General features: G+C 71.7%; 11 protein-coding genes and 1 pseudogene. 4 read left to right on the forward strand and 8 right to left on the reverse strand.

The annotated features are described in order from the left end of the window. The first annotated feature begins 164 nt into the window (after positions 1–164). From HF576_RS11630 to HF576_RS11640, 3 genes and pseudogenes are all read left to right on the forward strand, one after another. Positions 165–1,163 carry a LacI family DNA-binding transcriptional regulator gene (locus tag HF576_RS11630; RefSeq protein WP_343234252.1) on the forward strand — a complete coding sequence of 333 codons (999 nt, stop codon included), beginning with the start codon at positions 165–167 and terminating at the stop codon, positions 1,161–1,163. Positions 1,164–1,270: 107 nt separating this feature from the next. Further along, positions 1,271–2,692 (forward strand): aspartate aminotransferase family protein, encoded by a 1,422-nt coding sequence (locus HF576_RS11635; protein ID WP_168912986.1) that lies wholly within the window; start codon positions 1,271–1,273, stop codon positions 2,690–2,692. An 80-nt stretch (positions 2,693–2,772) separates the two neighbouring features. Then, positions 2,773–3,072: pseudogene (locus HF576_RS11640) on the forward strand (DUF7882 family protein); the annotation flags it as partial. A gap of 220 nt (positions 3,073–3,292) precedes the next feature. On the opposite strand, the gene HF576_RS11645 reads toward HF576_RS11640, so the two are convergent. Together HF576_RS11645 and HF576_RS11650 are read right to left on the reverse strand one after the other, a co-directional pair. Further along, positions 3,293–3,610 (reverse strand): DUF7882 family protein, encoded by a 318-nt coding sequence (locus HF576_RS11645; protein ID WP_168912987.1) that lies wholly within the window; start codon positions 3,608–3,610, stop codon positions 3,293–3,295. 9 nt (positions 3,611–3,619) lie between these two features. Further along, the gene (locus HF576_RS11650) at positions 3,620–4,210 is read right to left on the reverse strand and encodes a TetR family transcriptional regulator (RefSeq protein WP_168912988.1); all 591 of its coding nucleotides are present in this window, start codon (positions 4,208–4,210) and stop codon (positions 3,620–3,622) included. 48 nt (positions 4,211–4,258) lie between these two features. On the opposite strand from HF576_RS11650, the gene HF576_RS11655 reads away from it, so the two are divergent. Next, positions 4,259–5,317: an SDR family NAD(P)-dependent oxidoreductase gene (locus HF576_RS11655; RefSeq protein WP_168912989.1), complete on the forward strand. Its 1,059-nt coding sequence runs from the start codon at positions 4,259–4,261 to the stop codon at positions 5,315–5,317. Positions 5,318–5,421: 104 nt separating this feature from the next. Here the strand turns inward: HF576_RS11655 and HF576_RS11660 are convergent, their stop codons facing one another. From HF576_RS11660 to HF576_RS11685, 6 genes are all read right to left on the reverse strand, one after another. Beyond that, on the reverse strand, positions 5,422–6,981 hold the full coding sequence (locus HF576_RS11660; RefSeq protein ID WP_168912990.1) for an SLC13 family permease: 1,560 nt from the start codon (positions 6,979–6,981) through the stop codon (positions 5,422–5,424). A 63-nt stretch (positions 6,982–7,044) separates the two neighbouring features. Next, complete coding sequence (locus HF576_RS11665) at positions 7,045–9,123, reverse strand: oxidoreductase (protein WP_168912991.1); 2,079 nt, start codon at positions 9,121–9,123, stop codon at positions 7,045–7,047. A gap of 25 nt (positions 9,124–9,148) precedes the next feature. Beyond that, positions 9,149–10,309: a cystathionine gamma-synthase gene (locus HF576_RS11670; protein WP_168912992.1), complete on the reverse strand. Its 1,161-nt coding sequence runs from the start codon at positions 10,307–10,309 to the stop codon at positions 9,149–9,151. Then, the gene (locus HF576_RS11675) at positions 10,306–11,331 is read right to left on the reverse strand and encodes a pyridoxal-phosphate dependent enzyme (protein ID WP_425522992.1); all 1,026 of its coding nucleotides are present in this window, start codon (positions 11,329–11,331) and stop codon (positions 10,306–10,308) included. Before HF576_RS11675 ends, HF576_RS11670 begins: the two co-directional genes overlap by 4 nt. A 274-nt stretch (positions 11,332–11,605) precedes the next feature. After that, on the reverse strand, positions 11,606–12,076 hold the full coding sequence (locus HF576_RS11680) for a helix-turn-helix domain-containing protein (RefSeq protein ID WP_168912993.1): 471 nt from the start codon (positions 12,074–12,076) through the stop codon (positions 11,606–11,608). A gap of 130 nt (positions 12,077–12,206) precedes the next feature. Beyond that, on the reverse strand, positions 12,207–13,067 hold the full coding sequence (locus HF576_RS11685) for a sulfurtransferase (protein WP_168912994.1): 861 nt from the start codon (positions 13,065–13,067) through the stop codon (positions 12,207–12,209). Positions 13,068–13,099: the final 32 nt, after the last annotated feature.

Consider the following 13,099-nt stretch of genomic DNA (forward strand, 5'->3'; position numbering starts at 1 on the left):
GTGCTGCGGGCGGGATGTCTTCGACGTCATTGGCAGGGCCTTTCCAGCCTTCGACCATGCCACGGGCACTCGTGAGCGTCGAGCGGTTTGCGCAAAACCGCCGTCGTGCGCGAGGGTGTCCCCATGAAGGTCCCCGCATCGGCAACCGGGCCCCTGGAGGCGTGGTGACCGGGCGGGTGACGCTCACGACCGTCGCCGCGCACGCGGGGGTCAGCGTCGGGACCGCGTCGCGGGCTCTGTCGGGCCGGGGCGATCTCGCCCCCGCGACACGGCGACGCGTCCTCGCGTCAGCGCGCACGCTGGGATTCACGCGCGATCCGGCCGCCGGAGGGCGACCGCCGAGCTCGGCCCGCCTGCTCGATCTGGTGCTCGGTGGATTCCACAACGCCTACTCCGACGAAGTCACGGCCGGTGCCCGCAGCGCCGCCGCGGCGGCGGGCTACGACCTCGTGCTCACCGAGGAACGCGACGCCCCGGACGACGACTGGCCGATGCGCATCCGCCGGCGCGGCTCGGCCGGCGTCGTGCTCGGCCTCATCGCGCCGACCGGGCCGCAGTTGGCGACGCTGACGGATGCCGACATCCCGGTCGTCCTGATGGATCCGCAGGCCGAGACATCCCGCGGTCTCACGAGCGTGCGCACCACCGACCGGGAGGGCGGTGTCGCCGCGGCGGTGCACCTGGCGGAGCGTGGCGCCACGCGGTTCGCGATCGTGGTCGGCGTGCCGGCATATCGCTACGGACGCGCGCGGCTGGAGGGCTTCCGTTCCGGACTGAGCGCGGCGCACCCCGGGGCCGAGCCCGCCGTCATCACGGCGGACTGGGGTGCGGTCGCCGCGCGCGAGGGCCTCGTGCCCCTGATGCGCGACCTCGGCGCGGGTGAGCGCCTGGGCGTGTTCGCGTGCACCGACGAGATGGCGTCGGGCGCCTTCGCCGCCGCGGCCGCCACCGGCCGCAGCATCCCCGGCGACGTCCTCGTCGTCGGCTTCGACGACCTGCGCGGTGCGCGCTGGCTCACACCTCCCCTCACGACGGTGCGGCAGCCGATCCGCGAGATGGCAGCGGCCGCGGTGACCGCCCTCGCGGCTGCCGCTGGCGGCGCGCCGCTGCCGCCGTCGCCGATCGTGCTGCCGACCCGTCTGATCGAGCGCGGCTCGACCTGATCGTCCGGACGGACCGGTGGCGACGGCATCCGAACCGGACGAACCGTCCCCCCATCACGCATGGGTCACGCGAGTAGCGTGGGACCACGTCAGACGGAAGGCCAGCCATGTCGACAGCGACCGAACGCCCCACCCGCACCGAACGCCCCGCCAGGACTGAAGCAGAGCTGCAGCAGATGGCCAAGGACCACCTGTGGATGCACTTCGCCCGGCAGTCGGTGATGACCGAGGGTCCCGGCGTGCCGATCATCGTGAAGGGCGAGGGCCACCACATCTGGGACTCGCAGGGCAAGCGCTACATCGACGGGCTCGCCGGGCTCTTCGTCGTGGCGGCCGGGCACGGGCGCAAGCGCCTCGCCGAGGTCGCCGCGAAGCAGGCGGAGGAGCTCGCGTTCTTCCCGATCTGGTCGTACGCCCACCCGGCCGCCATCGAGCTCGCCGACCGGCTCGCCGATTACGCGCCGGGCGACCTCAACAAGGTGTTCTTCTCCACCGGCGGCGGCGAGGCCGTCGAGACCGCGTTCAAGCTCGCCAAGTACTACTGGAAGCTGCAGGGCCGGCCCTCCAAGCACAAGGTGATCTCACGCGCCGTCGCCTACCACGGCACACCGCAGGGCGCGCTCGCGATCACCGGCATCCCGGCGATGAAGGAGATGTTCGAGCCGGTGACGCCCGGCGGGTTCCGCGTGCCCAACACCAACTTCTACCGCGCCGGCGACATGGGCGCCCCGACCGGCAGCCTCGAGGAGTTCGGGGTGTGGGCCGCCGACCGCATCGAGGAGATGATCCAGTTCGAGGGACCCGAGACCGTCGCGGCGGTCTTCCTCGAGCCGGTGCAGAACTCGGGCGGATGCTTCCCGCCCCCGCCCGGCTATTTCCAGCGGGTGCGCGAGATCTGCGACAAGTACGACGTGCTGCTCGTGTCCGACGAGGTCATCTGCGCGTTCGGCCGCATCGGGCACATGTTCGCGTGCGACGCCTACGGGTACCAGCCCGACATGATCACCTTCGCCAAGGCGGTCACGAGCGGCTACTCACCGCTGGGCGGAACCATCGTGTCGGACCGCATCTACGAGCCCTTCGCACACGGCGACACCGCGTTCTACCACGGCTACACGTTCGGCGGCCACCCGGTCTCGGCGGCGGTCGCGCTCGAGAACCTCGACATCTTCGAGGAGGAGGGGCTGCCCGAGCACGTACGCGAGAACTCGCCGATCTTCCGTCGCACCCTCGAGAAGCTCACCGATCTGCCGATCGTCGGCGACGTGCGGGGCGACGGCTACTTCTTCGGCATCGAGCTCGTGAAAGACAAGGCGACGAAGGAGACCTTCGACGACGACGAGTCCGAGCGGCTGCTGCGCGGGTTCCTGTCCAAGGCGCTGTTCGATGCCGGCCTGTACTGCCGCGCCGACGATCGCGGCGATCCCGTCATCCAGCTCGCACCGCCGCTCACGATCGGGCCGAGTGAGTTCGACGAGATCGAGCAGATCCTCCGGGGAGTGCTCGCCGAGGCCTGGACGCGGCTGTGAGCGGCGGCCCATCGACGAGGCGTCCGGCGGCCGGGGCGACCGATGGATACAAACCCGCGCGCGGGCGTTAGGGTGGGGCCGTGGGCACCATCTACTACGGCGGATCGGCCATGCCGATCGACATCGAGGACCGCGCTCTCGCACATCTGAAGGTCGTCATCGCGACCAAACTGCGGCGCGATGAGAGTTTCACCGTCTCGTGGCGCCATCCCGATGATCAGCCGCGCGGGCGGAGCACCATCTGGCTGCACCCGTCGATTCCGCTGCGGTTCGTCTTCGACGATCCCGAGCCCGCAGAGCTCAGCCGGGAATGGATCGAAGAGCTCGCCAATTCGGCGAACTCGACGGGCGGCATCATGCTCGTCGCCGAGCACTTCGACACCGGCGAGGTGCACACGCTCCCCCGCGAGGGCGAGAGCGTGACGGGCGACGGCGAGACCGAGAGCGACGCCCACGTCTCCCTCGGTGTCGTCGAGGTCGACCGGCTCGAGATCGACACGCTGAAGGTCTCGGGCGACGAGATCAACGGCGGCAGGCTCACGAGCGCCTGACGAGCGACCCGATCGGCGAACCGGCCCGCGGGCACGGCTCGCCGCGGCGTCAGCCGACCTCTGGTTCGCCCTCGTCGGCGGGCTCGGGAAGGATCGTCAGTCCGACCGGTCCGCTGGCCGCCAGCATGAGCTCTTCGACCCACGCGCGGTTGATGCGGGGCTGGCGGCTGCCGAAGAAGTGGAACTGCAGCGGCACCGCCGGCGCGATCCAGAAGCTGCGCCGTCCGCTGCCGTCGCCCACCTCGACGTCGAACATGAACGGCTCCGAACGGCGAAGCTTGTTCATCATGACGATGCGAAGGTGCGCGAGGGTGCGGTCGTCGATGTCGATCGAGTTGCCGCTCGTGTCGTAGATGAACCTGCCCATGCCAGGAGCTTAGTCGGCCGACCGCGGCGCGAACGCAGCGACGAAGAGTGCTTTCGCGCGCGCGCCGACCTCGGGGCGCGCGGACGCCTCGGTGCGAGCCAGTTCGGTGGCCAGCATCCCGGCCGCCATCGTCACGTCCGCGGCGTCGATGTGCGCGCCGATCCGGCCCGCGGAGCGGTCTCGTTCGACCAGCTGGGTGACGAGCGCGTTGAACCGCGCCCCGAGCGCGGCGACGCGCGGATCGCTCATGTCCGCCGTGATCAGCTCGATGAACGCGGTCGACACGACAGCCTGCGCGACGACGCGGTCGAGCAGATCGTCGATGGTGCGCTCCGGGGGTGCGACGTACTCCTCGAGTTCGCGGACGTTGTCTTCGAACACGGCCGCGGCGAGCGCCGTGCGATCGGGGAAGTGCCGGTAGAGACTGCCCTGCCCGACGCCGGCACGCTTGGCGACGGCGCTGAACGGCGAATTCAAGCCGCCCTCGGCGTAGACCTCGCGCGCCGCGGTGATCAGCGCGCGCCGGTTCTCGGCCGCTGCGGCGGGGCCGCGGTTGGGGCGAGAGGGGGAATTCGCCCGGGAGGACGCGGTGCTCGACACGGGTGTAGCCTATTACCGGACACAGTTGTCCGGTAGAAAGGACGCACCATGAGCACCAGCATCCCGCCGCTGAACGGCGACTGCTCCATCGCAACCTGGCTCGACCACCCGGTCGGCGGTGCGATCCTGCGCGAACTCCTGGCCCAAGGCGGCCAGACCGCCGACGCCTTCGCGCCCGTCCGCACCCTGCCGCTGAAGCGGCTCGTCGAGCTGAGCCGAGGCGCCTTCACGCAGGAGACGCTCGACGAGGTCGTGCGTCGCGCCGACGCCGGCGAGGTGCCCGAGGGCGCACCGCCCGCGACCGAGGCGCCCCCGCAGGCGTCCGCTCCCGCCGTTCCGCTGCGCGAATGGACCGAGCGCATCGACCAGGGTCGCTTCACGGGACGGACGGTGATCGTCACCGGTGCCGGCTCCGGCATCGGGCGGGCGACAGCATCGCGTGTCGCACGCGAGGGCGGCCGCGTCATCGCTGTCGACGTGAGCCAGGATCGCCTCGACGACCTCGTGTCGTCGCACGGCGGTGCCGACATCGTGCCGCTCGTCGCCGACATCACCGACGACGAGGGCGTCGCGCGGATTGTGGCCGCCGCGGGCGAGACGATCGACGCGCTGGCCAACATCGCCGGAATCATGGACGACATGACCCCGGTGGCGGAGGTGACGGATGCCGTGTGGCAGCGCGTCTTCCGCGTCAACGTCGACGGCACCATGAAGCTCATGCGCGCGGTGATCCCGGCCATGCTGGCGCAGGGCGGCGGCTCGATCGTGAACACCGCCTCAGAGGCAGCGCTGCGCGGGTCGGCTGCCGGCGCCGCGTACACCGCGTCGAAGCACGCGGTCGTGGGCCTGACGAAGTCGAGTGCCTTCATGTACGGTCCGAGCGGCATCCGCGTCAACGCCGTGGCTCCCGGGCCCACCATCACGAACATCGAGGCGTCCTTCGCCTCGCCGCTCGGGGCCGAGCGCGTGCGGACCGGCATGGCGGTCATGCCGCCGCCGGTGGACGCGGATGCACTGGCCGCCTCGATCACGTTCCTGCTGAGCGACGACGGCGTCAACGTGAACGGCGTGGTCCTGGCCAGCGACGGCGGGTGGTCGGCCGCCTGAGCCGCTCCCGAACTCCAGACCCGCGACGCCCCGACGGACCCGAACCGCCGGGGCGTCGTGCTGCGCCGGCCGTGCTGGTGACGCTGCCCTCCCGGCGGCTCGGGTCAGAACGGCCAGATCAGCGGCACGTAGAGCACCGACATCGCGAGGAAGAACACGGCCAGCGGCAGCCCGAGTCGCCAGTAGTCGCCGAACCGATAGCCGCCAGGCTCCATCACCATGAGGTTCGCCGGCGTCGCGATCGGCGTGAGGAACGCCGCCGCGCCGATCACCGTGAGCGCCATCATGAACGGCTGCACCGACAACTGAAGCGAGTGCGCGACGGCGATCGCGATCGGCGCGACGATGAGGACGGTCGCGGTGTTGCTGATCAGCTGGCCGAGCACGAGCGCCAGCGTGCACAGCGCGAGCAGCGCCACGTGGGGGCCCGCGTCGCCCAGGGCCGACAGCATCCATCCCGCCACCAGGTCGGCGGTGCCGGTCGCGATGAACGCGGTCGAAAGCGGGATCATGCCCGCGATGAGCACGACCGTGGTCCACGAGATCGACTGGTAGGCCTGCGTCACGGTCACGGTTCGCGTCAGCACGAGCGCGCAGGCGGCCAGGAGCGCGGCGACGGCGGGCGGGACGAGTCCTGTCGCCAGCAGCAGGATCATCGCGAGCAGGATGCCGATCGCGCGCCTGGCGCCCGGGCCGAGCGGGATCGAGCGGCGCAGGCGCTGCGGGTCGTCGACCACCAGCACGCCGGGCTCGTTCGATCGCCGCGAGAGGTCGTCCCACGCCCCCTGCAGGAGCAGGGCGTCACCGGCCTGCACGAGGAACTCGGTGCCCTTCAGCAGCTGGTCGCCGCGTCGCGCCGCCAGCACCACGAGATCGCCGTCGGGAGTGGTCATGCCGGCGCAGATGTGCGTGCCGATGAGCGGCGAGCGGGGCGCCACGACGACCTCGGTGACGCCCGTGACGGGGCCGAGGATCGTGCCCGTGTCGAGCGAGAGAGAGTACTGCTGGCGCAGCAGGCGCGCGTGCCGCACCAGGTCCAGCGGCATGCGCGCGGCAGGCCTCTCGGGAACCAGACGGCCGCCGAGCAGCAGGATGACGATGGTCCCGGCGAGGACGGGGATGCCGACGAGGGCGAACTCGAAGAACCCGAAGGGCCGGCCTCCTGCGGCCGCGGCGAAGTCCGACACGAGGATGTTGACCGGCGTGCCCGTGAGCAGCAGCAGCGAGCCCGCCGACGCCGCGAAGGCGAGCGGCATCAGCAGCTTCGACGAGGCGATGCCGGCACGGGCCGCGACGACGACCACGAGCGGCAGCAGCGCGGCGACCGCGCCGTTGATGCTGATGAGCGCGGTGAGACCGGCCACGAGCAGGGCGACTACGAGCAGCAGCCGACGACGGGTCGCGTCGGCGCGGCCGATCACCATCTGCCCGGCCCACGCGGTGACCCCGGTCGCGTCGAGCGACTCGCTCACCACGAAGAGCGCCGCGATGAAGAGCACCGTGGGGTCGCCGAAGCCGGCGAGGGCCTCCGGGAGCGTGAGCACGCCGGTGAAGAACAGGGCCAGCGCGACCCCGATCGCGACCACTCCGATCGGCACGCGGTTGCTGACGAAGGCGATGACCGCGAGAAGGAGGATGACGAGAGTGGCGAGGACGGGGTCCACGGTGCCCAGCGTAGCCACTGGCAACGCGAGCGCCGCGTGGCGTCCGCCGGAGCGGGCCGCGTCTCAGCCGCGCAGTGCGGCCAGTCCCGCGACGTCGTAGGCGAGCTCGACGGCGTCGAAGATCGCGGCGTCGATCGTGCGCGGCGCGAACGCGTCGCCGATCGTCACCACGCGCGGGGCGACGGAGGCGACGGATGCCGGGGGTGCGGCGATCCCGGGGGCGACAGCATCCGTCATGCCCGTGATGGCGACCGACGCACGCGGCTCGATCGCCACCACCGCGTCGAGCCCGCCGAGGATCGTGGTCTCACCGCCGAGGGTGTCGGCGACCGTGACGGCACCGGGCTCGATCGTGCGGACGCGGTGCGCGGCGCGGCGCCGGAACCCGGGATGCGCGCCGAGCCGCTCGAGCAGCAGCGGGCGGTCGTATCCGGCCCCGATGTGCGGGAACGCCGTCTCGAACGGGGTCACGAGCTCGAGCTCGTCGACGTGCGGAAGCAGCGACAGCACGATGCCGGTGGCGTAGGCCGTGCCGTCGGCATCGATCACCGCGATGCGGCGCCCGAGCGACCCTGGATGGGATGCCGCGGTGACCGCGTCGATCGTCCCTTCGGGCGGCACTCCCCCGTCGTACGCGCCCCCGAGGGCGAGAGAGGTCGTCGCGGGGGCGACGGCGCCGGTCGCGATCACGATGCCGTCCGCTCGCTCCGTGCGGAGCGACGGCGCCGTGGCCTCGACGCCGAACCGCACGTCGACCCCGGCGATCGCGAGGTCCCGCACGAGATCCTCGACGAGCAGCCCGATGCTCTCGCGGCCGGGGACCCGGCGTGCGAGGCGCAGCTGCCCGCCCGGCTCGGTCCCGCGTTCGAGCAGCGTGACCGAGTGGCCGTCCGTCGCGAGCTCGACCGCCGCGCGCATGCCGGCCGGTCCCGCGCCCACGACGATCCACCGCTGCGGGCGTGCGGCCCGCGGCCTCTCGCCCCGCTCGCGCTCTCGCCCGGCCAGCGGATTGACCGTGCACGACATCGGCAGCCCGCGGCTGCCGCGGCCCAGGCACCCCTGATTGAGGCGGATGCAATGACGGATGCCGCTCGCTGCGCCGCCCGCGGCGCCGGCGCCCTCGGTGCCGCCGAGCAGCTTGAGGCCGAGGTCGGGGTCGGCGATCTGCGCACGCGTCAGCGCGACCATGTCCGCGAGGCCGTCGCGGACGACTTCCTCGGCCTCTTCGACCGACAGGGCGGCTCCGACGCCGAACACCGCGATGTCGGGGTTGGCAGCCTTCACCGCCGCGACGTCGTCGCGCAGCCACGCGAACGGCATCGGCGACGAAGGGAAGACGTAGTGCACGTTGTGGTACCCGCCGGCGGCGAGATCGAGGAAGTCGATGCGCGCCTCGGCCCGCAGCAGCGCGATGATCTCGCGCATGGCCGCGCCGTCCAGCCCGTCGGCGTGGAACTCGTTCGCGACGATCCGGATTCCGACGGTGAAGTCTTCGCCGACGCGGGCGCGCACCGCGCGCAGCACTTCACGCGGGAACCGGGTGCGGCCCTCGAGGTCGCCACCGTAGCCGTCGGTGCGCGCGTTGTACAGCGGCGAGAGGAACTGGTGCAGCAGGTACCCGTGAGCCATATGGATCTCGACACCGTCGAAGCCCGCGTCGCGGGCGTGCGCCGCCGAGGTCGCCCATCCCTCTGCGAAGGCCGCGATGTCCGCCCGATCCATCTCCCGGGTGGCGTGAGCGGTCGACGGAGACAATATGCGCGACGGGGCATACACCGCGCGCGGACCGTCGGGTCCGTCCGGCTGAGCCTGCGCGCCGTGGTGGTTGAGCTGCACCAGGATCTTCGCGCCGGTGTCGTGCACGGCATCCGTCATCTTCTTCGCCGCGGGCACCGACTCGGGCCGGAAGGCGTCCTGGAAACCACGGATCGACCCGGACGGGTGCACGAAGTGGTTGCCCGCGACGAAGAGCCCGCAGCCCCCGCGAGCCCGGCGCACGTAGTACGCGGTCTCGCGGTCGGACTCGACGCGGTCGGAGTACTGCTTGGAGTGCGCCGTCTGCATGATGCGGTTCGGCACCGTCATCGCGCCGATGCGCAACGGCTGCGCCAGCGGGGAGCGGATGCCGGTGCTCGCGGTCATATCCCGAGCCTACGGCCGGCACCCGTCAGAGGCGGGCGAGGGCCTCGTCGAGGTCGGCGATGAGATCGGCCGCGGTCTCGATCCCGACCGAGAGGCGCACCACCTCGGGCGGGACAGCCAGCTCGGTGCCGCGCACCGACGCGTGGGTCATCTCGTCGGGGTAGTTCATGAGGGACTCGACGCCGCCCAGCGACTCGGCGAGCTGGAACAGCCGGGTCGACTCGGCGAAGCGGCGGGCGGATGCCGCATCCGCGAGCGCGACCGAGACGATCCCCCCGAACCCGCTCATCTGCGTGGCCGCGAGCTCGTGACCCGGGTGCGAGGCCAGACCCGGGTAGTACACCCGCGCGACGGCGGCGTGACCTTCGAGGAAGGATGCCACGGCCTGTGCGTTCTCGCTGTGCCGCTGCATCCGCAGCGCGAGCGTCTTGATGCCGCGAGTCGTGAGCCACGCGTCCAGCGGGCCCGACACCGCACCGACGGCGAACTGGAGGAACTTCACCTGCTCGAAGAGCGCGTCGTCGTTCAGCACGAGGGCGCCCCCGACGACGTCGGAGTGCCCGCCGAGATACTTCGTGGTCGAGTGCACCACGACATCGGCGCCGAGTGCGAGCGGCTGCTGCAGAGCGGGCGACGCGAACGTGTTGTCGACGACGACGAGCGCGCCGGCCTCGTGGCCGAGCCGGGCCAGACCGGCGATGTCGGTGATGCGCAGCAGCGGGTTGCTCGGCGTCTCGACCCACACGATCCGGGCAGGGCGCTCCTCGAGCGCGGCGCGCACGGCTTCGAGGTCGCTCATGTCGACCACGCGCACACCGATCCCCCACCCGCCGAGCACCCGTGCGATGAGCCGGTACGTTCCGCCGTAGACGTCGTTGCCGAGGAGCACCTCGTCGCCGGGCTTCAGTGCGGCGCGAAGCAGCGCGTCCTCCGCGGCGAGGCCGGACGCGAACGACAGAGCGTGCGCGCCGCCCTCGAGCGCGGCGAGCTGCGTCTCGAGCGCGGTCCGCGTCGGGTTGCCGCTGCGGCCGTACTCGTACCCCTCGCGCAACCCGCCGATGCCGTCCTGCGCGTACGTGGTCGAGAAGTGCACCGGCGGGATCACCGCGCCCGTCGTGGGGTCGAACGCCTGGCCGGCGTGCACCGCGCGTGTCTCGAAGCCGCGGTCGGTGGTGGGCTCGGTCATTCGGGTGCTCCTTCGGTGGTGGTGACGGATGCCGCGCCTTCGGCGCCGCGCGGCGGCGGAGGCGTCGCGGGGTCGAACCCGTGGTCGCGCATCCACGCGTCGTCGTAGAAGCGGTTGAGGTACCCGCGACCGTGGTCGGGCAGCAGTACCACGACGACCGCGTCGGCGGGAAGCTCGCGCGCCTCGCGCAGCGCGGCGACGACGGCCATGCCGCTCGAGCCGCCGACGAGCAGCCCTTCCTCACGGGCGAGACGGCGGGTCATCGCGAACGACTCGGCGTCGGGGATGCGGTGGATGTGGTCGGGAACCGACGGGTCGTACGATCCCGGCCAGAAGTCTTCGCCCACCCCCTCGACGAGGTAGCCGTGGATCGGCCCGCCGGAGTAGATCGACCCCTCGGGGTCTGCGCCGATCACGCGGACGGCTCCGTCCGACACCTCGTGCAGGTACCGGCCGGTGCCGGTGATCGTGCCGCCGGTGCCGATGCCTGCGACGAAGTGCGTGACGCGGCCGTCGGTGTCGCGCCAGATCTCGGGTCCGGTGGTCTCGTAGTGGCTGAGCGGTCCGTTCGGGTTGGCGAACTGGTTCGGCTTGAAGGCGCCGGGAATCTCGCTCACCAGCCGGTCCGACACGCTGTAGTACGAGCGCGGGTCCTCCGGTGGCACGCTCGTGTCGGTGACCACGACCTCGGCGCCGTACGCTCGCAGCACATCGACCTTGGCTCCCTCGAACTTGTCGGGCACCACGAAGATCATCCGGTAGCCGCGCTCGAGGGCGACCAGTGCGAGCCCCACACCGGTGTTGCCGCTGGTCGGCTCGACGATCGTGCCGCCCGGTTTCAGTTGGCCGTCGCGTTCGGCGGCGTCGATGATGCGGCGGGCGATGCGGTCCTTCGCGGAGCCGCCGGGATTGAAGTACTCGACCTTGGCGAGAACCGTCGCGGCGATGCCGTCGGTGACGCGGGTCAGCTGGACGAGAGGGGTGTTGCCGACGAGGTCGGCCACGCTCTTGGCGTAACGCACGGATGAGTCCTGACGTGTTGCCGCGCTCGTGCGCGGGTGGATCTGACGGGGGTCGCGAGAGAGAGGTGAAGCGGACGCTTCAACAACAGGGGCGACAACACCGACAGGTCAACACGCGGGCCAGTCTAGACGCGCGCGACGAAGACGTCGAGGACGGATGCCGCGATCGCCCACAGGTCAACCGGCGTTCCACAGGACGTCGACGCATGAAAACCTCCTGTTGGGGCGCGGTTGACCTGTTGGCGTCGGTCGACAGGAGGTTGCGGCCGCAGCCTCACGCGACCCGCACGGGCTGCTGCGCGCGCATCTCGGCGACGCACGGCGGGCAGTCGTTGCGGGCCGCCCGCAGCGCCTGCTCGAGCACGGCGATCGTCGTGACTCCGCCACGGCCGGGCGCCCCGGCGAAGACGGGCAGCCTCAGCAGGTCGTAGAGGAACGCCCGCCGCAGCCCGAAGAACCGCTCGAGGTCGTCCATCGCCACCAGCCGCGGCAGGGCGGCGGTGAGTTCTCGGACCATGTCGTCGGCCGCCTCGTGCTGCAGCATCCATGATCGACGGCGAAGGTGGCGGCGGAACTCGCGCTCGGGCACGAACCAGCGCCGGCCCAGCTGGTAGCCGGGCAGCTCTCCGTTCGCGAGCCTGCGGTGCAGCGACGTCGAGCTCAGCCCGGCGATCCGCGCCGCCGCCGCAACGCTCAGGAATGGCGTGGGTCCGGCACTGCGGCGGGAGGGAGTCTCGGGGGTCACACCTTGCATGACGCGGGGCGCGGCGTTTCATGACGCCGCGCCTCCGAAATCACCGGATGGCGCCCGTCGTCGCGTGCCGACGTCCTTCGATGAGCGGCTCGGTCATACCCGCAGCGTCAAACCGGCACCATCAGACCGGCACGACGTCCAGCGACGGTGCCGGCCCCACCGCTCCCAGCCGCCCGCGCGTGCGCGACCACTGACTCCAGGATCCGGGATACACCACGACGTCGATGCCGGCCAGCGTCCCCGCGAGCGCCGTGTGGGTGGCGGCGATGCCGGAACCGCAGTAGGCGGCGACCGAGACGCCCTCGCCGATGCCGGCGGCCGCGAACTCGGCGCGGATCTCCTCCGGCGGGCGGAACCGGCCCGCCGCGAGGTGAACGGTCGTCGGCAGGTTCACCGCTCCGGGGATGTGGCCGCCGACCGGATCGTGCGGCTCGACGTCGCCGCGATATCGGTCTCGCGCACGCACGTCCAGGAGAACCCCGTGATCGGGCCATTCCTCCACCGCGTCGATGTCGACCACGCCCTCCGTGATGTCCTGCAGCACGACGTCCCCCGGCGGCCTGGGCAGGACGTCGCCGGTCTCGAGCGGGAGTCGCTCGGCGAGCCAGCCGCGCAGGCCGCCGTCGAGCACCCGCACATCGGAGAGCCCGGATCGTGTCAGGACCCACCAGGCGCGTGCCGCCGCGACCGAGTGCACGTCGTCATACGCGACGACGGTGTCGCCGGCCCGGATGCCCCAGCGCCGCGCCGCGGCCTGCAGCTGCGCGCGGGGCGGCAGCGGATGACGCCCGTGACGCGGGTCGTCACGGCGGGCGAGCTCGTGGTCGAGGTCGACGTAGACGGCACCGGGGAGATGCCCGTCGAGATAGGCGGGCCGCCCTTCGGGCTGGTCGAGCCGCCAGCGCACGTCGAGCAGACGCGGCGGGGTGCCGGCCCGGAGGAGGTCGGCGAGCTCGATCGGCGAGATGAGTGGGGAAGGCATGGCGTCATGCTGGTCCGACCGCTGCGCCGGCG

It is taken from the genome of Microbacterium salsuginis (assembly GCF_012524205.1).
GTDB classification, from domain to species: domain Bacteria; phylum Actinomycetota; class Actinomycetes; order Actinomycetales; family Microbacteriaceae; genus Microbacterium; species Microbacterium salsuginis.

Coding starts and splice junctions, on each gene's coding strand:
- HF576_RS11645 (WP_168912987.1), bottom strand. CDS start 3,610: ATGGGCAGGTTCATCTACGACACGAGCGGCAACTCGATCGACATCGAC.
- HF576_RS11670 (WP_168912992.1), bottom strand. CDS start 10,309: ATGACCGAGCCCACCACCGACCGCGGCTTCGAGACACGCGCGGTGCAC.
- HF576_RS11685 (WP_168912994.1), bottom strand. CDS start 13,067: ATGCCTTCCCCACTCATCTCGCCGATCGAGCTCGCCGACCTCCTCCGG.
- HF576_RS11665 (WP_168912991.1), bottom strand. CDS start 9,123: ATGACCGCGAGCACCGGCATCCGCTCCCCGCTGGCGCAGCCGTTGCGC.
- HF576_RS11635 (WP_168912986.1), top strand. CDS start 1,271: ATGTCGACAGCGACCGAACGCCCCACCCGCACCGAACGCCCCGCCAGG.
- HF576_RS11655 (WP_168912989.1), top strand. CDS start 4,259: ATGAGCACCAGCATCCCGCCGCTGAACGGCGACTGCTCCATCGCAACC.